At 64.7% G+C, this 20,456-nt stretch carries 14 protein-coding genes; 8 read left to right on the top strand and 6 right to left on the bottom strand.

Annotated elements, in window-relative coordinates; all coding sequences use genetic code 11:
* Window positions 1–363: 363 nt before the first annotated feature.
* Genes hrpB through FHS48_RS17115 form a run of 3 tightly spaced genes read right to left on the bottom strand, consistent with a single transcriptional unit; the run spans window position 364 to window position 4,358 of the window.
* Entirely contained in the window at window positions 364–2,874 is a 2,511-nt protein-coding gene (gene hrpB, locus FHS48_RS17125) for an ATP-dependent helicase HrpB (protein WP_184265265.1), read from the bottom strand.
* Window positions 2,875–2,907: 33 nt separating this feature from the next.
* Window positions 2,908–4,137, bottom strand: a complete 1,230-nt coding sequence (locus FHS48_RS17120) for a DUF2478 domain-containing protein (RefSeq protein ID WP_184265263.1) — start codon at window positions 4,135–4,137, stop codon at window positions 2,908–2,910.
* Between the two features lie 5 nt (window positions 4,138–4,142).
* Window positions 4,143–4,358 carry a DUF3553 domain-containing protein gene (locus FHS48_RS17115; RefSeq protein ID WP_184265261.1) on the bottom strand — a complete coding sequence of 72 codons (216 nt, stop codon included), beginning with the start codon at window positions 4,356–4,358 and terminating at the stop codon, window positions 4,143–4,145.
* Between the two features lie 322 nt (window positions 4,359–4,680).
* Here FHS48_RS17115 and FHS48_RS20530 point away from each other — a divergent pair, with 322 nt between their 5' ends.
* The 8 genes from FHS48_RS20530 (at window position 4,681) to FHS48_RS17075 (ending at window position 15,811) form a co-directional block, all read left to right on the top strand.
* Window positions 4,681–5,337, top strand: coding sequence for a histidine phosphotransferase family protein (locus FHS48_RS20530; RefSeq protein WP_184265259.1), 657 nt, complete (start codon window positions 4,681–4,683; stop codon window positions 5,335–5,337).
* 421 nt (window positions 5,338–5,758) lie between these two features.
* Window positions 5,759–8,614, top strand: a complete 2,856-nt coding sequence (locus FHS48_RS17105) for a hybrid sensor histidine kinase/response regulator (RefSeq protein ID WP_184265257.1) — start codon at window positions 5,759–5,761, stop codon at window positions 8,612–8,614.
* A gap of 229 nt (window positions 8,615–8,843) precedes the next feature.
* The gene (locus tag FHS48_RS17100) at window positions 8,844–9,215 is read left to right on the top strand and encodes a response regulator (RefSeq protein ID WP_019644041.1); all 372 of its coding nucleotides are present in this window, start codon (window positions 8,844–8,846) and stop codon (window positions 9,213–9,215) included.
* Window positions 9,216–9,635: 420 nt separating this feature from the next.
* The gene (locus tag FHS48_RS17095) at window positions 9,636–10,871 is read left to right on the top strand and encodes a protein-glutamate methylesterase/protein-glutamine glutaminase (protein ID WP_184265278.1); all 1,236 of its coding nucleotides are present in this window, start codon (window positions 9,636–9,638) and stop codon (window positions 10,869–10,871) included.
* A gap of 2 nt (window positions 10,872–10,873) precedes the next feature.
* Window positions 10,874–11,716, top strand: a complete 843-nt coding sequence (locus FHS48_RS17090) for a CheR family methyltransferase (RefSeq protein ID WP_184265255.1) — start codon at window positions 10,874–10,876, stop codon at window positions 11,714–11,716.
* 218 nt (window positions 11,717–11,934) lie between these two features.
* Window positions 11,935–13,515, top strand: a complete 1,581-nt coding sequence (locus FHS48_RS17085; protein ID WP_184265253.1) for a peptide chain release factor 3 — start codon at window positions 11,935–11,937, stop codon at window positions 13,513–13,515.
* Window positions 13,516–13,695: 180 nt separating this feature from the next.
* Window positions 13,696–15,372: a putative transporter gene (locus FHS48_RS17080; protein ID WP_184265251.1), complete on the top strand. Its 1,677-nt coding sequence runs from the start codon at window positions 13,696–13,698 to the stop codon at window positions 15,370–15,372.
* A gap of 73 nt (window positions 15,373–15,445) precedes the next feature.
* Window positions 15,446–15,811 (top strand): TraR/DksA family transcriptional regulator, encoded by a 366-nt coding sequence (locus FHS48_RS17075; protein WP_184265249.1) that lies wholly within the window; start codon window positions 15,446–15,448, stop codon window positions 15,809–15,811.
* A 50-nt stretch (window positions 15,812–15,861) separates the two neighbouring features.
* Here FHS48_RS17075 and FHS48_RS17070 read toward each other — a convergent pair whose 3' ends face one another.
* From FHS48_RS17070 to FHS48_RS17060, 3 genes are all read right to left on the bottom strand, one after another.
* Window positions 15,862–16,800, bottom strand: a complete 939-nt coding sequence (locus tag FHS48_RS17070; protein ID WP_184265247.1) for an NHL repeat-containing protein — start codon at window positions 16,798–16,800, stop codon at window positions 15,862–15,864.
* Between the two features lie 161 nt (window positions 16,801–16,961).
* Window positions 16,962–17,216, bottom strand: a complete 255-nt coding sequence (locus FHS48_RS17065; protein ID WP_184265245.1) for a hypothetical protein — start codon at window positions 17,214–17,216, stop codon at window positions 16,962–16,964.
* A gap of 93 nt (window positions 17,217–17,309) precedes the next feature.
* The gene (locus FHS48_RS17060) at window positions 17,310–20,186 is read right to left on the bottom strand and encodes an FAD-binding and (Fe-S)-binding domain-containing protein (RefSeq protein ID WP_184265243.1); all 2,877 of its coding nucleotides are present in this window, start codon (window positions 20,184–20,186) and stop codon (window positions 17,310–17,312) included.
* Between the last annotated feature and the right edge of the window lie 270 nt (window positions 20,187–20,456).

Here is a 20,456-nt window from a genome sequence, read left to right as displayed (position 1 = left end):
GCTCCAAACCTGCCCCCATTGCTCAGACCGCGCCAGACGGCGTAACTTTTCTCAGGACTCTACCTTCGGCTGGATGAAAAAGACGAGGCAGGTCACGCATAATCAGGTTATACAAAGCCACGATTAGGACCCTCTATTCTATTGCGCATCTCCGGAAACGGAGCTTTATCTGATTCCTTGGCGTGACGCGCCACTCTTTCAGCTTTTGCCGATTTAGATGCCCTTCTCCCCAGCCAGAGGAGGATGGCTACCTGTAAAATACTCTCATAAAAAATCGGAGAGTGTGAGAGGCCAAGCCTCTCACACGGGGTGCGGGGCAAGGCCCCGCGCTCTCTCCGAACACCCAATCCCCAAACACTTCCCTCACGTCCCCCGGGGTTTGGCGCGGCTGGTGGGGGGGGCGGCGACGGGATCGTCCGGCCACGGGTGGCGGGGGTAGCGGCCTTTCATCTCCGCCTTCACGGCGGGGTAGCTGCTGGTCCAGAAGCCGGGCAGGTCACGGGTGATCTGGATCGGGCGGTGTGCCGGGGACAACAGGTGCACCACCAGCGGCACGCTGCCGGCGGCAATGCTGGGGTGGGTGGTGCTGCCGAACATCTGTTGCAGCCGCACCGGCAGCACCGGCACATCATTGGCGCTGTAATCCAGCGGGATGCGGTCGCCGGTTGGCACGGTGAAGTGGGTGGGGGCGTCGGCATCCAGTTTCTGCTGGCGGTCCCACGGCAGCAGGCTGTGCAGGGCGTCGCCCAGCGGCACCTTTCGCAGGTGGTCCAGCCGGGTGCAGCCGTCCAGAAACGGCATCAGCCAGTCTTCCAGCGTTACCAGAAGTCCGTCGTCGGAGACATCGGGCCAGCCATCCTGCGGGCGGCTGCGGTGCAGGAAGGCGATGCGGGCGCGGTACTGTTCCGTCACCCGGTCCCACGGCAGCACGTGCAGGCCGGTCTGGCGGATGCCGTCGACCAGCCCTTCCGCCAGCCGCGACGGATCGGGGGCGGGCAGGGGGGCGTCGTCCAGCACCATCGCCCCCAGCCGGGTCTGTCTGCGGGCCACCACCGCCCCGGACCGGCTATCCCAGCGGATGACGGTGCCGGTCTGCTGGCGGTCGGCGGTCAGGCGGTCGATGTCGGCGCGGGTCAGGGCGGCAGCCAGATGGACGCGGGCGTTCTGCCCGGCCCCGTCAAGGTCGGCGGCGACAATATAATCCTGCGCCGCCAGCGGGTCGGTTTCCGGCAGCACCGCGCCGCGCCCGCCGGAGAGGGTATAGGCGGTCTGGCTGCCGCGCCGCCGCCCGATGCGGTCGGGGTAGGCCAGTGCCAGCACCAGCCCGGTCTCGCCGGAGCCCTGCACGGCGGGCAGCTTCAGCCGTCGCCGCCAGTCCTGCGCGAGGGAGCGGGCGCGGGCCAGTGCCCCACGGTCCACGGTCAGGCCGTGGTCGCGGTCGCCCTGCATCAGGTCCACCCGCAGGCGCAGGTCGGCATCGCGGCTGCTGCGCACCGGGTCGCGTTCGGCCAGCAGGGCGGCGATGTCGCAGGCCAGCCCGCCAAGGCCCAGCGGCGTGGCGGCGGTGATCATGTGCGACAGGCGCGGATGCAGCGGCAGGGTGGCCATCGCCTTGCCGTGGGCGGTCAGGTGGCCATCGGCATCCAGCGCGCCGAGGTCGGTCAGCAGGGCGCGGGCCTGTGCCAGTGCCGCCGGGGCCGGGGCGGTCAGCCACGGCAGGGTGGCGGGGTCGGCCCCCCACGCCGCCAGATCCAGCACGAGGGAGGACAGATCGGCCTCGGCGATTTCCGGCGGCGGGAAGGGGGCAAGGGCGCGGTCTTCCGCCTCGCTCCACAGGCGGTAACAGACGCCGGGTTCAAGGCGCCCGGCGCGACCCCGCCGCTGGGCGGCCTCAGCGGCGCTGACGCGGGTGGTGATCAGGCGGCCCATGCCGCTGGCCAGATCGAAGCGGGCGCGGCGGGCCTGCCCGGCATCGACCACCACGCGGATCCCGTCGATGGTCAGCGAGGTTTCGGCAATGGCGCTGGCCAGCACCACCTTGCGCCGTCCGGCGGCGGCGGGCTTCAGGGCCAGATCCTGCGCCGCCGGGGTCAGCGCGCCATACAGCGGGGCAAGGTCAACCGTCCGCCCCGGCAGATCATCGCGCAGCAGGGCTTCGGTGCGGCGGATCTCCCGTTCGCCGGGCAGGAACACCAGCACCGAGCCCTTTTCCTCGGCCAGTGCGGTGCGGACGGCACTGGCGGTGGCGGCCTCCAGCCGTTCCTGCGGGCGCGGCGGCAGAAAGCGGGTTTCCACCGGAAAGGCCCGCCCGTCAGAGGTCAGCACCGGCACCCCGCCCATCAGCGCCGCCACCGGCCCGCCGTCGAGGGTGGCCGACATCACCAGCAGGCGCAGGTCATCGCGCAGGGCGGCCTGCACCTCCAGACACAGCGCCAGCCCGAGATCGGCCTGAAGGCTGCGTTCATGGAATTCATCGAAGATCACCAGCCCGACCCGCGACAGCTCCGGGTCGGATTGCAGCAGCCGGGTCAGGATGCCTTCGGTCACCACTTCCAGCCGGGTGGCGGCGGAGACCTTGGTTTCCTGCCGCACCCGGTAGCCGACCGTCTGCCCGGCCTCCTCGCCCAGCAGGGCGGCCATCCGCTGTGCGCACATCCGCGCGGCAAGGCGGCGCGGTTCCAGCATCAGGATTTTGCGGCCCTTCAGCCAGTCCGCCCCCAGCAGGGCCAGCGGAATTGCCGTGGTCTTCCCGGCCCCGGGCGGGGCCTGCACCACTGCGCCGGGGCCGCGGGCCAGCGTCTGCCGCACGGTGGGCAGGATTTCAGCAATCGGCAGGCTGGCGAACAGGCGGTCATCAACGGCGGGCAGGCTCACGGCAGGGCAGACTTTCTAAAAACAAAAGGGGGCTCAGGCGGAGAGGATCACGGCGCGGCCAAAGGCCTTCAGGGCGCGGGCTCCGGCCCCGGCGGCCACAGCAGCGGCGCAGCCATCGGCATCGTCGATGATCAGCCCGGCGAGGGCGGTCAGGCCATAGGCATGCAGGCGCGGGGTCAGCGGCGTGCCCGGCCCGGTCAGCACCGCCGGGCGCCCGTGCAGCGGCGGCAGCAGGTCCGGCAGGGTGTGGTTGACCAGCGCCGAGGCGGTGATCACCGCACCATCGGCCCGGGACAGGGCGGCGGTGGCGGCGGTCGGCGGCAACTGGCCGGGGCCGGGGGACTGTTCGATGACGGTCAGCTCGGTGAAGCGCTCCGCCGCGCCGGGGAAGGCCCCGATCATCACCACCGCGCCCGGCTGCGGGCCGAGGGCATCCAGCCCGCTGGCCTGCGGCAGATCAAGGCTGCGGCGGTTATGGTGGGCGTTGACCGCCGCCAGCCCGAGGGCGGCTTCAAACGGATTGAGGGAGGGCAGCAGTGCCGCCAGTTCCGCCAGCGGGCGACCGGCCCAGCCGCTGGCATCGATGCTGCGGCAGCCGGGGGTGCCCCGGGCCGGGGTGTGGGCCAGCCCGCAGCCATACTCCCCTTCAACAAGGCACCAGTTCAGGCCGATCACCACCCGGCGGATGGATCCGGCATCGGCGGCAGGCACGCTGTGGACCAGATCGGCATACAGGCGGTGCGGCCCCCACCAGCGCCACAGGGCGTCGGCGCTGGCAGGCAACAGGGTGCAGGCCCCGCCGCAGAACTCCAGCCACGGCCCCAGCATCTCCGGCGGCAGAGTCACCAGCACCGGCACCCGCGCCGAGAGGGCCAGCAGCAGTTCGGCATGGAAGCCCCGGCCTTCCTGCTCCAGATGGCCGAACTTGTTGAACACCGCCAGATCGCAGCCGCTGTCCAGCCCCTGCCGCAGCCGGGCGGCGGCATCAGCCACCCCCGATTCGTCGATGACGCAGGAGGATGACCCCCGCCCCAGCCCCTGCGCCATGGCGATGGCGTCGCCGCCCTCCACCGGGTGCAGGTGCATGCCGGTTTTCCGCCCGTCGCCATCGCGGCTGACCGACTGGGTGACCCCGGCGACGGCAAAACCCCGGCTGATCAGCTCAGCGGTGAAGGCGGCCAGCACCGGCTGGGCCGGTGTTCCGGCGGGGGCAACAATGGCCCCGGCCGGCAGGGCGGGGGGCAGAAAGGCGGGCAGGGTCACGGGCGTCAGCTCCGGCGGCCGGGGGCAGGGCCGTACAGGCGGTCCATCTCGTCGTCGTCAACCACGTCCAGCACCACTTCCCTGGTGTTGACCAGCCGCTTCCCGGCATTCTCAAAATTGACGGTGACCCGGTAGCCGATGGCGGACTGGACCTGTCCAAGGCCCCAGTCCGCCTGTGACGGCAGCCGCACCCAGGTGCCGGGCAGCAGGAAGAACGACATGATGATGGTGGATCCTGAAAAAAAGCAGATAGAGACCGGGCGGCTGCCCGGAGCAAGCAGGGCATAGTATAAGGTGTCTGCCGGGCGGTTAACAGGCCCCAGACAGCCGGGGGGAACCGGCTGGCACTGTGAGGGCGGCGGGATATAATGCCTGCGGGGGGAGTGTCATCATTCCGGATTATGGCTGACGGCAAAAAAACGCTGCACAGCCAAACCCGCCGCGGGTAAGGTCCGCACGGCCCGTGACCGGCCCGGAGTTATCATTCTGTCAACTTTCTGCGGTTATGTGCTGCGCGTATCTGCTTTTTCAGGGAGGAGCCCCGTGACCCGCGAAACCGCCTTTGGCCTTGCTCCGGCTGAGCTGCTGCACCTGTCGGCAATGATCTCCACCCGGCTGTGCCACGATCTGGCCGGTCCGGTCGGGGCCCTGAATGCAGGCATCGAGCTGCTGGCCGATGAGACGGATGCCGCTTTCATCACCGAGACCGCCGCCCTGCTGCGCCATTCGGCAGAGGCGGCGGCGGCCCGCCTGAAGTTTCTGCGCCTTGCCTTTGGGGTCTCCGGCGGGGTGATGCAGCGGGCGGCTGAGCTACAGGCGACGGTGCAGGGGTTTCTGTCCGCCAGTGGCAGTCCGGTGGCTCTGAACTGGCATCTTGATCCGGCGCGGACGCTGGGGGAGCGGCAGGTGCAGGGGGTGCTGCTGGGGGTTCTGGCCGCCTTTGATATGTTGCGGGTGGGGGGCGAGATTACCGTCACCGGCGAGGGCAGCGGGCTGTTTCAGTTTACTCTGCAAGGGTCCTCCGCCGGTCTGGGCGAGGAAGGGCGGGCAGTGCTGGCAGGGGATCTGCGGGGGGTCTCGCCGCGCACGGCACCGCTGGCGATGCTGGGGATGATCGCTGCCGGTCCGGCGGCGATTCATTACGCGGATGGTGACGGAAAACCGGTGCTGCGGGTCTCGCTTACTGCGAATGCAGTTTGATGTGCTGCATTGCGGTAACATTTTGAAAATAAACAGTTTTGCAATATGCATATGCTCTTTTGTCGATAGTTTTCGCTAAAAAATATCGTTTTACGGGATAAAATCATTAACCATGCGGAATGGAAATGACAGAATTCTTCTGATCTGACCGGTTCCATGGTACAAACACTCGAAACATCAGTGTTGCCATGCTGCCCTCAAACGTAGGTGCCATGCGGACTGAGCCTTCATCTCCCTTCCGGCAGGCAGGGGGACTGTCCTTAAAAACTGCGGATGCAGTATCCGGCCGATGCCGGGAATGGATGGTCGGATCAGCCGGAGTGCAGGGGCGGGTTCCAGTTGTGTGGTCCGGTGCATGCCGGTGCGGGAATGGCGATGCTGCGGAATTTCAGGTCCCTTGGAAGGCATCGGGGAGTGACGAATGGACGACCTGCTCAGTGAATTTTTGACCGAAACCGCTGAAAGTCTGGCAACGCTGGACGTTGAGCTGGTGAATCTGGAGCAGAACCCGAATGACCGGGACATTCTGTCCAATATTTTCCGTCTGGTGCATACCATTAAGGGGACCTGCGGTTTCCTTGGTCTGCCGCGCCTTGAAGCGCTGGCCCATTCCGGCGAAAACGTGCTGGGCAAGTTCCGCGATGGCGAGCTTGAGGTGAATGCCGATGCGGTGACGCTGATTCTGGCGTCCATTGACCGCATTAAGGAAATCCTGAACCACCTTGAGGCCACCGAGTCCGAGCCGGAAGGCCATGACCGTGACCTGATCGACATGCTGAACGCTATGGCGGAAGGTCGCCCGGTGTCGATGGCGGCCTTCACCCATGCCCCGGATGCTGCGGTTGCGGAAGAGCCTGCCGTCGAGGTCGTGGACGAAGCCCCGAGCTTCCCGGTCGCCGCCGAGCTGCTGGCCGAGGTTGAGGCTGCGCTGGCTGCCGGTAAGCGTGCCGCCAGCGACCGCGAGCTGGAAGCCGAGATGGCCGTCGAGCGCGCTAAGGAAACCGGCACCGCCAAGCCTGCCCCGGCCCCCGCTGCGGTTCCGGCGGCCGTGCCGGTTCCGGTTGCTGCCCCGGCTCCGGCGCATGCCGATGAGGACGATGACGCTCCGGTCTCCAGCCGCAAGGCCGCCGTTCCGGCCAAGGCCGGCGCCGCCGCTCCGGCCGGTGGGGAAGGTGGGGCGAAGGATTCCGCCATCGCCTCCCAGACCATCCGCGTTAACGTCGATCTGCTCGAAAACCTGATGACGCTGGTGTCGGAACTGGTTCTGACCCGTAACCAGCTGCTCCAGATGGTGCGCGGGCGCGATGATTCCGAATTCGCCGCGCCGTTGCAGCGCCTGTCCCACATCACCACCGACCTCCAGGAAGGGGTGATGAAGACCCGCATGCAGCCGATCGGCAATGCCTGGGCCAAGCTGCCGCGTATCGTCCGCGACCTGTCGATTGAAACCGGCAAGAAAATTGATCTGCAGATGTACGGGGCGGAAACCGAACTGGACCGTCAGGTGCTGGAGCTGATCAAGGATCCGCTGACCCACATGGTCCGCAACTCCGCCGACCACGGTCTGGAAGATCCGGAAACCCGCAAGGCCTCCGGCAAGGCGGAAACCGGGGTGATCAAGCTGAACGCCTTCCACGAAGGCGGCCATATCATCATCGAGATCTCCGATGACGGGCGTGGTCTGAACATCAACCGCATCCGCGACAAGGCCCTTGCCAACGGGCTGGCGACCGAGACCGATCTGGACTCGATGAATGACCAGCAGGTGGCGCAGTTCATCTTCAAGGCCGGGTTCTCCACCGCCGAAAAGATCACCAGCGTCTCCGGCCGTGGTGTCGGCATGGATGTGGTGCGCACCAACATTGAAAAGATCGGCGGCACCGTCGAGCTGAAGACCTATGCCGGGCGCGGCACCACCTTCACCATCAAGATCCCGCTGACGCTGGCCATTGTGTCGGCCCTGATCGTTGAATGCGCGGTGGAACGCTTCGCCATTCCGCAGATCAGCGTGCTGGAACTGGTGCGTGTCACCGCCAATTCCGAAACCAAGATCGAAAAGATCAACCGGGCTCCGGTGCTGCGTCTGCGTGACCGCCTGCTGCCGCTGGTGTCGCTCGGCAACCTGCTGAAGCTGCGCCACGACGACATTCAGGAAATCGCCGCCAATCTGGCGGATGAGAACAACGAACTCAGCGAAACCTTCATTGTGGTGACGCAGGTCGGCACCTACACCTTCGGGATCATCGTCGACCGCGTGTTCGACACCGAAGAAATCGTGGTCAAGCCGGTCGCCCCGATCCTGCGGCACATCAACATGTTCTCGGGCAACACCATCCTTGGTGACGGCTCGGTGATCATGATCCTGGATCCGAACGGGATCGCCACCGCCACCGGTGAAGTCACCATGGGCTCCACCGCTTCGCAGGAAGCGGCGGCAACCCACGCGGCGATGCGTACCGACGATCAGACCAGCCTGCTCATCTTCCGTGCCGGAACCCCGGAACTCAAGGCGGTGCCGCTGGCGCTGGTCGCCCGTCTGGAAGAGATCGAGCTCGACAAGGTCGAATACTCCTTCGGCAAGCCGGTCGTGCAGTACCGTGGTCAGCTCATGCCGCTGGTCACTGTCACCGACATGCACACCATGCGCAACGAAGGGCGCCAGCCGATTCTGGTGTTCTCTGACCGCGACCGCTCCATGGGGCTGGTGGTTGACGAGATCGTCGATATTGTTGAAGACCGCCTGAAGGTGGAGCTGAAGGCCGAAATGCCCGGCATCATCGGTACGGCGATCATCGGCGACAAGGCCACCGATGTGATCGATACCGGGTATTACCTGACCGCCGCCTTCGGCGACTGGTTCGGGGCGCATCAGGCCCTGCCGGACAACACCCGTTCCACCTCCGGCCGGGCGGTGCTGCTGATCGACGACAGCCCGTTCTTCCGCAATCTGCTGACCCCGCTGCTGTCGGTGTCCGGCTATGATGTGACGGCGGTGGAAAGTGCTGAACGGGCGCTGGGGATGCTTGATGGCGGCCTGCGGTTCGACTGCATCGTCTCTGACATCGAAATGCCGGGGATGGATGGGTTTGAGTTTGCCGAGGCGGTGCGGGCGGATGACCGCTTCAACACCATTCCGCTGATCGCGCTGTCGTCGCATGCGACGGAGCGTGACTTCGAGCGTGGCCGTCAGGTGGGCTTTGACGACTATGTCGCCAAGTTTGACCGTGACTCCCTGCTCAGCACGCTGGGACACATCATCGGCAGCACGGCCGGTTGATGCGGCTGCCGGACCGGGCAAGGACCCGGTCCGGCATCGCCCGGTGCGGAAACCGTTTTTTGGCAGAGTGTACAAGTTCTGCCAAGACAGCCCGCTCTGATACCGTTATGCTTGGCTTAGCAGGCGTTTCGTCTGCCATGTCAGAGATATACAGGATGCTGGAAAATGGATCTGGGGCCCAGCCGCAGGTCCGGTCCGGTCAGGGAACCCGAACGGGGCTCGGAGAAGCATGAAGTCGTGTCTGATTGTTGATGACTCCAAGGTCATCCGCATGGTTGCCAAGAAGATCCTTCAGGAGCTGTCCTTCAGCACGCTGGAGGCCGAAGACGGTCAGGGCGCTCTGGACGCCTGCAAGAAGGAACTGCCGGATGCGGTCCTGCTTGACTGGAACATGCCGGTCATGAACGGGATCGAATTCCTGCGGGCCCTGCGGGATCTGCCGGGTGGCGACCGTCCGGTCGTGGTGTTCTGCACCACCGAAAACGACATCGCTCACATTCAGGAAGCGATCGAAGCCGGTGCGAATGAATACATCATGAAGCCGTTCGACAGCGAGATCCTACAGGCAAAGTTCTCGCAGGTCGGTCTTCTGGACGACTGATGGCACTGCCCCGGGAGGCCTGCCATTGTGACTGGTCGGGTACGGTCTGGGGCTTTGGCACAGTCATCCGGGATTGGCTCAGGGGTAATGCAGGGGCACCGTCGGTGACGCCTGCTGTCTGGCCCGGTGGATCAGGTTAAGCGTTCTCCGGTTTTTCGGGGAATGCCTTCTTGTGGTGGGTGCCCCTTTTGCAGGGGCTTTCCTTATGGCCGGTGATCGCAGGTGCCTTTCTGGGCACGCGCATCAGCCTACTGCCGGTGCCGCTTGCTGTGGGTACGTTGTGTCCGTTCAGGTCCTCCGGACTGGCAGCCGGATCGGTGGCCGTATCAGGTGGATCGTCGGGGATTTTAACAGGGGAGGCGTGATTTGTCCTTGAACAGGGACACCGGGGCAGGTGGAGCTGCCGAGCCGTTCCGCGTGATGGTGGTGGATGATTCCGCCGTCGTGCGTGGGCTTGAGACCCGGATGCTGGAAAGCGATCCGTCGATTAAAGTTGTCGCCTCTGTCGGAAACGGCCAGAGCGCCTTGCAGACCCTTGACCGCATGGATATCGAGGTCATCGTCCTTGATATCGAAATGCCGGTGATGGATGGTCTGGAAGCGCTGCCGAAGATCCTGGAAAAGCACCCGGGGGTGCGGGTTCTGATGTCGTCAACCCTGACGCAGAAGAATGCCGAGATCAGCATCCGGGCGATGGAACTGGGGGCAACGGATTACATTCCGAAGCCGAGTTCCTCGCGGGAGCTGACCGGGGCCAGCGATTTCCGCACCATGCTGGTCGATAAGGTGAAGGCGCTGGGGCTGTCGGCCCGCCGGGGGACCGGCATCAGTCCGGCCCGCCGTTCCTTCAGTGCCCAGCAGTCGGTGTCCGGCCAGTCGGCAGGCCACACGCCCTTCACGCGCCCGGCGGCGGCGTCCCCTGCTGCCGCTCCGGCTGCGGGAGCTCCGGCTTCGCCCGCGACGGCCGCCCGTACACCGTTCAAGGCGGCGGCATCCGCTCCGGCGACGGCCGGGCATCACAGCCTGCTGTCTCCGACCCAGCCGATTTCCCTGCGTCCGGCCGGAAACGACCGCCCGGATGTGGTGGTGATCGGCAGCTCGACCGGGGGGCCGCAGGCCCTGTTCACCGTGTTGGGCGGTCTGAAAAAGGCCGGTGGCATTCCGCAGCCGATTCTGATCACCCAGCACATGCCCGCGACCTTTACCACCATTCTTGCCGAGCATATCAGCCGCATCGCCGGTCTGACCGCGCGGGAAGGGCAGGATGGCGAGAAGATTGAAGGCGGGCGGGTCTACATCGCCCCCGGTGACTTCCACATGACTGTGGAAGTCCGGGGTGGTGAAAAGGTCATCAAGCTGGACAAAGGGCCGCCGGAAAACTTCTGCCGTCCGGCCGTCGATCCGCTGTTCCGGTCCATCAGCGCCGCCTACGGCCGTCGGGTTCTGGCCTGTGTGCTGACCGGTATGGGATCTGACGGGGCCAAGGGCGGGCGGGTGATCGCCGATGCCGGTGGTACCCTGATCGCGCAGGACGAGGCGTCCAGCGTGGTGTGGGGCATGCCCGGCGCCACCGCGAATACCGGTGCGTGCAGTGCCATCCTGCCGATTTCCGATGTTGCTGATTACATCTACAAAACCGCCACAAGGCGCGCCTGAGCATGAAGCCAGAAGATTTTGATTTCCTCGCCAAAATGCTGAAGGACCGCTCCGGGCTGGTCCTGACGAAGGACAAGTCCTACCTGCTGGAAAGCCGGCTGATGCCGGTGGCCCGCAAGCGGGGCTATAAGGGTCTGGAAGAGCTGGTGGCGCAGTTGCGCAAGCGTGATGAGGCGCTGGCGGTGGACGTGACGGAGGCGATGACGACCAATGAGTCGTTCTTCTTCCGGGATCAGAAGCCGTTTGACCAGTTCCGTCAGGTGGTTCTTCCCAACCTGCTGGCCACCCGGGCCACCAAGAAGTCGTTCCGCATCTGGTGTGCGGCGGCCTCTTCGGGGCAGGAACCTTATTCGCTGGCGATGATCCTGAAGGAAGAGTCGGCGAAGCTGGCTGGCTGGAAGACGGAAATCGTCGGGACCGACATTTCCCGCGAGATCCTCCAGAAAGCCCGTGCCGGTCTGTACAGCCAGTTCGAGGTGCAGCGCGGCCTGCCGATCCAGATGCTGGTCAAGTACTTCAAAAAGCGCGATGACCAGTGGGAAATTGATCCTGCCATCCGGGCGATGGTGCAGTACAAGGAATGGAACCTGCTCGGGGACCTCGGTGCGCTGGGGTCGTTCGATGTGGTGTTCTGCCGCAACGTGCTGATCTACTTTGATCAGGATACCAAGGGCGTGGTGCTGGATAATATCTCCCGGCAAATGAACGATGACGGGGTGCTGTATCTTGGCGGGGCGGAAACCGTGCTCGGGATTTCCGAGCGGTTCAAGCCGATCCCCAGCCAGCGCGGCGTCTATGCGGTGTCGAAGCCGGGGTATACCGGCGGCACCCTCGGCGCAGCCTGACGGCGGCCCGGACAGAGACTGATCCAGACAGGGGCTGCTTTCGGGCAGCCCCTTCTGTTTTGGGGCTCTCCGGGGGCTGCTTTCCGGCAGCCCCTTCTGTTTTCGGATTCTCAGGGGGGCTGTCAGACGTTATCCCCGATCGCCTGCTTGCGCTGACTGGCGGAGTGCGGTAGGTCTGTGCGCTGTTTTGCCATCGCCGAAGAGCAAAGCCACCGATAATGAGTACCCTTCAGGAAGCCGTTTCGCGACGGCGGACCTTCGCGATCATCTCTCACCCCGACGCCGGGAAGACCACGCTCACCGAAAAGCTGCTGCTGTTCGGAGGTGCCATTCAGATGGCCGGGGCGGTCAAGGCGCGTGGGGAACAGCGCCGCGCCCATTCCGACTGGATGAAGGTGGAGCGCGAGCGCGGCATTTCGGTGGCGTCCTCGGTGATGACCTTCGACTACGCCGGCTGCACCTTCAACCTGCTCGACACCCCGGGCCACGAAGACTTTTCCGAAGACACCTACCGGGTGCTGACGGCGGTCGACAGCGCGGTGATGGTGATCGACGCCGCGAAGGGGATCGAAGAACAGACCCGTAAGCTGTTCGAGGTCTGCCGTCTGCGTGACGTGCCGATCATGACCTTCGTCAACAAGCTGGACCGCGAGGGCAGCGAGCCCTTCGACCTGCTGGACGAGATCGAACAGACGCTGGCGCTGGATGTCACCCCGGCGTCGTGGCCGATCGGCATGGGTAAGGGTTTCCTTGGCTGCTACGACCTGTGGAAGGATCAGCTGATCCTGATGGAACGCTCCAAGGGCGGCATGCCCGGTCTGGGCGAGCCGTGCAGCGGTCTGGATGATCCGATGCTGGACTCCCAGCTGCCGTCGATGGCGGTCGAGAAGCTGCGCGAGGACGTGGAGATGGCCCGCGCCCTGTGCAAGCCGTTCGATCCGCAGTCCTATCTGGAAGGGCATCTGACCCCGGTGTTTTTCGGCTCCGCCGTCAACAATTTCGGGGTGCGGGAACTGTTGCAGGGTCTGGCGGAGCAGGCACCGCGCCCGCGCCCGCAACCGGCGCAGGAACGGGCGATTGAGCCGACGGAAGAGAAGGTGACCGGTGTCATCTTCAAAATTCAGGCCAACATGGACCCCAAGCACCGCGACCGTATCGCCTTCATGCGGCTGGCCTCGGGCCACTTCAAGCGTGGCATGAAGCTGAAGCATGTGCGGTCGGGCAAGCTGGTCAACATGCACAATCCGGTGATGTTTCTGGCGCAGGACCGCGAGCTGGCGGAAGAGGCCTTTCCCGGGGATATCATTGGGGTGCCCAACCACGGCAACCTCGCCATCGGCGATGCGCTGACCGAGGGCGAAGATCTGCACTTCACCGGCATTCCGCGTTTTGCACCGGAACTGCTGCAAAAGGTGCGGCCGAAGGACCCGCTGAAGGCCAAGCATCTGGGCCGGGCGCTGGTTCAGCTGGCCGAAGAAGGGGCAGCCCGCGTGTTCAAGCCGCGTATGGGCGCGGACTGGATCGTCGGGGTGGTCGGAGCCCTCCAGTTTGAAGTGATGGCTGACCGTATCCGTACCGAATACGACGTGCCGGTGATCTTTGAAAACACCACGCTGCTTACCGCCCGCTGGGTGGAATCCGACGATGCGGCGGCGCTGAAGAAGTTCCTCGACGCCAATCAGGCCTCGCTGGCCGATGACCATGAAGAGCAGCCGGTGTTTCTGGCCCGCAATGCCTGGCATCTCGACCGGGCGCAGGAGGATTATCCGGGCATCAGGTTCCTGAAAACCCGGGGATAATGGTTTCCTGACCACGAACAGGAAAGGCCCTCCGTCCGGTTTCCGGCGGAGGGCCTTGTCGTTTCCTGCCGGGACAGACAGGCCGGATGCGGCTGTAACCGCGGCGCGCTTGCTTTTTTTGCGCTGCACCGTAACAGTGGGTAAATCAGTACAGCACTCAGGGTTTTTGGGGAGGTCTCCATGCTGGGATCATTGATCGCCGGTCTGAATCCGGTGGCGCAGGGGGTGTTGGCCCTGTCGCTGGCGGCGGTGGTCGGACTGGCGCTGGGGGCGGTGAAGCTCCGTGGCATCGGGTTGGGCGTCGGCGGGGTGCTGTTCGCCGGGTTGGTGCTGGGGCATCTCGGCCTGCGCGGCGATCCGCATGTGCTGGAATTCCTGAAGGAATTCGGGCTGATCCTGTTTGTCTACACCATCGGGGTGCAGGTCGGGCCGGGCTTTTTCAGTGCCCTGAAACGGGTGGGGTTGCCGCTGAACCTGATGGCGGCGGCCATTGTGGTGCTGGGGGTGCTGACGACGGTGGCGGTGTTCTTCATCGCCGGGCTGCCGTTGCCGGTGGTGCTGGGCCTGTTCTCCGGCGCGGTCACCAATACGCCGTCGCTGGCGGCCGGGCAGCAGATGCTGGCGCAGATGGGGGCGACCAAGGAAACCCTGACCCTGCTGCCGACCGGCTATGCGGTGGCCTATCCGTTCGGCATCGCCGGGATCCTGCTGTCGATGACGGTGATCCGCATGCTGTTCCGGGTGTCTCCGGCCGCGGAGGGTGAGGCGTTCGAGGCCGGGCAGCAGGCCCGCCGTCACGGGCTGGAAACCCTGAATGTCCGCCTGACCAACCCCAATCTCGATGGTCTGCCGCTGTCGGAAATTCCCGGCCTTCAGGATCACGGCGCGGTGGTGTCGCGGGTGCTGCGGCAGGAGGCCGACGGCCATATTGAGGTGCCGCACCCGGACACCCGCTTCCGCTGCGGCGACGTGCTGTTTCTGGTCGGCACGCCGCAGGCCCTGCATGCCATGCAGCTGATTCTCGGCGAACCGGCGGATATCAATCTGAAAGAACGCACCGAAGAGGTGAAATGGGACCGGCTGGTGGTCACCAACACCAAAATCCTCGGCAAGTCGGTGGATGACCTGAATCTGCTGCAACAGTGCGATGTGATGATCTCCCGGGTGTCGCGCAGCGGGATCGAGCTGTTGCCCTCGCCGCAGCTTCATCTTCAGTTCGGCGATATCGTGCAGGTGATCGGCACCGAGGAGCATATCCGTGCTGCCGCCAAACTGCTGGGCAACACCGGCAAGGCGTTGCAGCAGGCCCAGATCCTGCCGATCTTTGCCGGAATTGCGCTGGGGGTGCTGATCGGGGCGATCCCGCTTGCCCTGCCGGGTCTGCCAGCCCCGGTCAGTCTGGGGCTGGCCGGGGGGCCGCTGCTGGCGGCGCTGCTGCTGTCACGCCTTGGGCACATGGGGCCGCTGGTGTGGTTTATGCCGCCCAGCGCCAACCATGCCCTGCGCGAGGTGGGGATTGTGCTGTTCCTCGCCGTGGTCGGCCTGAACGCCGGGGACCGTTTTTTCGATGTGCTGCTGCATGGCGATGGGGTGGCGTGGATGGGCTGGGCGGCCCTGATCACCCTGCTGCCGCTGCTGACCGTTGGTCTGGCCGCCCGCCTGATCTGGAAGCAGAATTACCTGACCCTGTGCGGGGTGCTGGCGGGCAGCATGACCGATCCCCCGGCGCTGGCCTTTGCCGCCGCGCAATCGTCTTCGGAAGCGTCTTCGGTTGCCTATGCCACCGTTTACCCGCTGGTGATGTGTCTGCGCATTCTGGCCCCGCAGATTCTGGTGCTGTTCCTGTGGGGACTGTAACCGTCCGCGATGCGGTCCGGCGCGGTTTGTGATACACTGGGGTCAGCCCTTCACACCTTGAAGGAGGCCGATCATGGGCCGCCCCGTTCCCACCCCGCAAAGCCTTGATTTCACGGCCCTGCGTCAGCACCTGCTGGACCGCAGGGCGGAGCTTCTGGATCTCAGCCGCACCGACCGCTCCGGCCCGGTGCATATCGAGATTGACGCCACCGCCACCGGGCAGGCCCTGCGGCAGGGGGAACTGGCCGATCAGGCTTTGGCCCTGTCGCGCCATGACCGCCATCTGGAAGAACTGCAACGTATCGACCACGCGCTGGAGCGGATGGAGCAGGGCACCTATGGCCGCTGCCTCGTCTGTGATGACGACATCGCTGCGGCCCGGTTGGCGTCGGATCCCGCCGTGGTCACCTGTCTGTCCTGCGCCGGACATCACCCGTAATGCCAGACGGCGGCGGTGCAGGAGCTGGCTCCGCACCGCCGCCCATCTGTTTACTTCAGGCTCACCGGCACCAGCCGGAACGGGCCGGGGCTTTTGCCGCTCAGCGACGGGTCAAACAGGTAATCGAGCTGGGCCTCCAGCACCCATGCCGTGCCATTTTCCACCAGCGCGGTGGTGGGCATCGACAGATCCTTGCGCAGGGTGGTGACGGTACCGGTGGTGCCGGACACATCAATACGGCTCAGGCGGCCTGCGCCTTCCACCACAATCAGGCTGTTGCCGGATCCGGCATACAGGCCATCGGGCAGGCCCAGCGTGCGGCTGAGCTTGATTTCGGTGATCGGGGTGGCGGTGCCCGGCGCAAGGCGGAACAACCGCCCGTCGTCATACTTCACCACCCACAGGCTGCCGTCGGCGGTGCGGGCGATGCCGTTCAGGGCAAACCCCTCGCCCTTGAACACCGGGTCCCGCAGGATTTCGGTCAGGGCGGTGGCTCCGGGCTTCAGGGCCAGAAGGCGCGGGTTGAAGGAGTCCGTCACCAGTACGGTGCCGTCGGCATCAACAATCATATCATTGCAGAAGCCACCGCCGGGCAGCTCCCACCGTCCGGCCGGGGCGGCGGTGGACATCCGGAACGCGGTCAGCGCCGGGGCCGCAGAGCCGGTCAGTTTACTGACGCCGGGATCCGACGAGCAGACATACAGCAGATCCCGCGCCGGATCTGCCCGCAGGCCGATCGCCGAGACCAGACCGTTGACGCCGGGGGCAACAAACGGGGTGGCGGTGCCATCAGGGCTGATGCGGGTCAGGCTGCCGGTTTTCAGGCTGGTGACGACAAAGTCAGTCCCCACCCGTTCCACCGCTTCCGGAAACAGGCCCGGAACAGGAATGGTCACAGGGGTGTCAGCCGCCTGCGCTGCCGAAACGGCCAGCCCGAGGGCAACCGTACCGGCGGCCGCGAGATGGCGGACTGAAAATGTGTGGGGCATGATGGAAACTCCTCCTGTCAGAGACGGGAAACGGCAGGCCGGAATGGCGCTGCCTGATGCCCGTACTGTAGGGGGGGAGGCGTGTCACTGACGCGCCTGTTCCGATCAATGTTGCGCCCGTGCCGATCACTGCTAATCGAGGTTTACGGTAATTAAAATTACTAGGGCCTTTTGCGCTCTTTGTGTATTTTATATATACGATAAAAATCTCTTATGATGGCTGAAAAAAGAAGAGATATTCCGATTTCTAAGATTAAATCTGAGTTTTGGCTTTGGAAAATTAACTTTACAATTAAGCCTGTTGCTATAAAGGCCCCGGAACTCCATCCAAAGAGAGCTGTTATTATTTCTTCATGGAGGGAGCCTGGGGGCGAGACAATCGCCGCAATTTTCTCCAGAAAATCGATAATGATCATATGGACCTCATCTTTAGTGACGGGGCCATTATAGCTTTTTGATGAGCACAATTGAAGACAAGAAGACGTGGATACCTCCGGAAAGACCGAGGTTCAGTCCTCTGCCAGACCTTCCGGCGGGGTGCTGCACCGGTCGAGGAGATAGGCGATGGAGTGGTAGGGGATCCCGGACATTTCCGACAGGCCGATTTCGCAGGTGCGGCTGGTGGAGACGCCTTCGGTGATGTCGGCATCCAGACTTTTGCCAAGGCGGCGCAGGGCGTGGCGGTTCAGTTCCGGGGTGAAGAAGCCTTTGTCCCCGGCAAAGCCGCAGCAGGTGACCCCGGCGGGGGTGACCACCCGCTCGGCGCAGGCGGCAGCCAGGGCTTTCAGCTTGGTGGTGTTGCCCATTTTCTGGCCGGAGCAGGTGCAATGCACCGTTACCGCCTTTTCCTTGCGGTAGATCTTCAGGTTGGGCAGCACGCGGTCGTGCAGGAAGTCGGTGATATCGACGAACTGAAGCCGTTCCTTTCCGGCGGTCTGGGCGCGGAAGGCGCAGGGCGAGGTATCCATCAGCACCGGATACTGCCCGGCATTGCTGGCCCACCACAGGGTCTTTTCCAGCTCGGAGAGTTTCTGGTTGGCCTGCTTATCCAGCCCCTTGGACTGGAACGGCTGGCCGCAGCACAGGCTTTCCACCGGGCCGTTGGGGTAGAACACCTGAAAACCGGCGCGGTTGAGCAGGCGTTCCATCACCACCGGAAGCGGGTCTTTGTCCGGGTCATCGGCGGATGGCCCCATGGTGCGGGCGGCGCAGCTGGGGAAGTAGACGACGCCGCCGTTAACGATCTCGTCGCGGATGGTGGTTTTGATTTTGGCCTTGCTGGCGGTCGGCATGGTGCTGCGCCAGTGGGGCAGGGCCGGGATGATCTTCCGGGCGGTGTCCAGCAGGGCTTTCATGCCGGTGTTTCCAATCAGCGACCGGGCCATGGAGGCCGCCCGCAGGCCCAGCCGGGTGGCGGTCAGCATGGTATCATAATGGTCGGCGGCTTTCTGGCCGATCCAGCGCTGACGCTCGGTCTTGGCAGCGCCGCGCAGCTTGCGGATCAGGGCCCCGGTCTCTATGCCCATCGGGCAGGCGGTGGCGCACAGGCCGCAGGCGGCGCAGGTGTCGATCCCGGCGTAATCATAGGCCCCGGCCAGATCATCCAGCACCGCCTTATCCTCGGCGGTGACGGTCACCCCTTCGGCCCGGCGGCGCGACAGTTCCCGCCAGCCGACAATGCGCTGGCGCGGCGACAGGGTAAACCCGGCGGAGGGGCATTTGACCTCGCAGAAGCCGCATTCGATGCACTTATCGACGATGGCATCGGCCACCGGCAGCGGCTTCAGGTTCTTCAGGTGGATTTCCGGGTCATCGTTGATGATGACCCCGGCGTTGAGCAGATTATCCGGGTCCAGCAGGTTTTTGAGGCGGACCATCAGGGAATAGGCCTGACGGCCCCATTCCCGTTCGACAAACGGGGCCATGTTGCGGCCGGTGCCGTGTTCGGCCTTCAGTGATCCGCCGAAGCGCACCACCATGTCGGTGACGTCATCCATCAGGGCGGCGTAGCGGGCCACCTCTTCCGGGCTGTTGAAATCCTGCGCGAAGACGAAATGCAGGTTGCCTTCCAGCGCGTGGCCGAAAATGATGCCCTGCTCATAGCCATGCTTTTCAAACAGGCCCTGAAGCTCCACCACGCCATCGGCCAGATAGCGGATCGGGAAGGCGATATCCTCGATCAGTACGGTGGTGCCGTCCTGCCGCAGGGCACCGACCAGCGGGAACAGGCCCTTGCGGACCTTCCAGTACAGCTCCCGCTGTGACGGATCGGTGGTGAAGCGGACCGGCTCCAGCACCGGCACATCGGCCATCGCCACCAGCAGCAGGCCGATCTGGTGGTTCATCTGCTCCGCCGTTTCGGCGTGAACCTCGATCAGCAGGGCGGTGCCCTGTGGCGGCAGCTTGGTCAGGATCTTCGGCAGACCGGGCTTTCCGGCAATGGATTTCAGACCGGCGGCGTCGATCAGCTCCACCGCCGCCACCGGAGTGCGCTTCAGTTCCATCACCGCCCGCGCGGCGATCTCGGCGGTTTCGAAGAAGGCCAGCGTGGTGGCCTTGTGCGGGTGATCCGGCACGGTATCCAGCACCACTTCGGAGATAAAGCCCAGCGTACCTTCCGACCCGATCATCAGGTGGGCGAGGATGTCGATGGGGTCTTCATAGTCCAGCAGCGCGTTCAGGCTATAGCCGGTGGTGTTCTTGATCTTGAATTTGTCGTGGATGCGCCGGGTCAGGCTGAAGTCGGCCAGCACCTCGTTCCGCAGGGCCAGCAGGGAATCCAGCAGGCCCTTGTGGCGCTGGGTGAACACGGCCCGGCTGAGGTCGCTGCCGGTATCCAGCAGGGTGCCGTCGTGCAGGATGACTTTCAGGCTGCGCAGGGTGCGGTAGGTGTTCTGGGCGGTGCCGCAGCACATGCCGGAGGAATTGTTGGCGGCAATCCCGCCGACCATGGCGGAATTGATCGAGGCCGGATCGGGGCCGATCTTGCGGCCAAGCGGGGCGAGCAGGCGGTTGGCCTCGGCCCCGACCACACCGGGTTGCAGGGCGATGGCGGCACCGTCCTCAAGGATGCGGGCATCCTGCCAGCCTTCGCCCAGCACGGCGAGAACGGAGTCGGTGACGGCCTGACCGGACAGGCTGGTTCCGGCGGCGCGGAAGGTGACGGGCGCGGCATGGGTGCGGCACACCCCCAGCAGGGTCTGTACCTCTTCCTCGCTTTCCACCACCACCACCACCCGCGGGATCAGCCGGTAGAAGCTGGCATCGGTGCCCCAGGCCAGACGGCGCAGGCGGTCGGTCACCAGCCGGTCCGCCGGAAAGTGGGCGGCCAGGTCGCGGATCAGCGCATCAGTGCTGAGGCCGGGATCCAGTGTCAGCGCGTTCATCCTTTTTCACATCCCCTGCGGAGCGGTGCCCTTCGGCATCTCGGCCCCTCACTATCCCCGGCCGCCAGTGTGCGGCGGAAGGGTGAATGTTTGTTTAATGGCAGTGTCGAATGACGATGGAGAATATTAGCCTTTTCAACCCTGCGGCGGGCAGAGTTCCGGTTTTGCATGAAGCCCGGAACACCGCCGCCGGAAGAAAAAGCAGGGTAAGAAAAGACAGGGTAAGGAAAGGCGGGGTATAGCGCGGGGGCGTGGGCCCCCGCATTGATC

Origin of the sequence: Novispirillum itersonii, from assembly GCF_014205675.1 — a bacterium.
GTDB classification, from domain to species: domain Bacteria; phylum Pseudomonadota; class Alphaproteobacteria; order Rhodospirillales; family Rhodospirillaceae; genus Novispirillum; species Novispirillum itersonii_A.
Note: the sequence above shows the minus strand (reverse complement) of the source record. Positions and strands in the feature narration are given on the sequence as shown.

What these genes read in the sequence shown, in the direction of transcription:
- FHS48_RS17115 (WP_184265261.1), bottom strand. Translation starts at nt 4,358, where the DNA reads ATGTCGTTCTTCCTGCTGCCCGGCACCTGGGTGCGGCTGCCGTCACAG.
- FHS48_RS17105 (WP_184265257.1), top strand. Translation starts at nt 5,759, where the DNA reads ATGGACGACCTGCTCAGTGAATTTTTGACCGAAACCGCTGAAAGTCTG.
- FHS48_RS17100 (WP_019644041.1), top strand. Translation starts at nt 8,844, where the DNA reads ATGAAGTCGTGTCTGATTGTTGATGACTCCAAGGTCATCCGCATGGTT.
- FHS48_RS17095 (WP_184265278.1), top strand. Translation starts at nt 9,636, where the DNA reads ATGGTGGTGGATGATTCCGCCGTCGTGCGTGGGCTTGAGACCCGGATG.
- FHS48_RS17090 (WP_184265255.1), top strand. Translation starts at nt 10,874, where the DNA reads ATGAAGCCAGAAGATTTTGATTTCCTCGCCAAAATGCTGAAGGACCGC.
- FHS48_RS17085 (WP_184265253.1), top strand. Translation starts at nt 11,935, where the DNA reads ATGAGTACCCTTCAGGAAGCCGTTTCGCGACGGCGGACCTTCGCGATC.
- FHS48_RS17080 (WP_184265251.1), top strand. Translation starts at nt 13,696, where the DNA reads ATGCTGGGATCATTGATCGCCGGTCTGAATCCGGTGGCGCAGGGGGTG.
- FHS48_RS17075 (WP_184265249.1), top strand. Translation starts at nt 15,446, where the DNA reads ATGGGCCGCCCCGTTCCCACCCCGCAAAGCCTTGATTTCACGGCCCTG.
- FHS48_RS17070 (WP_184265247.1), bottom strand. Translation starts at nt 16,800, where the DNA reads ATGCCCCACACATTTTCAGTCCGCCATCTCGCGGCCGCCGGTACGGTT.
- FHS48_RS17065 (WP_184265245.1), bottom strand. Translation starts at nt 17,216, where the DNA reads ATGATCATTATCGATTTTCTGGAGAAAATTGCGGCGATTGTCTCGCCC.
- FHS48_RS17060 (WP_184265243.1), bottom strand. Translation starts at nt 20,186, where the DNA reads ATGAACGCGCTGACACTGGATCCCGGCCTCAGCACTGATGCGCTGATC.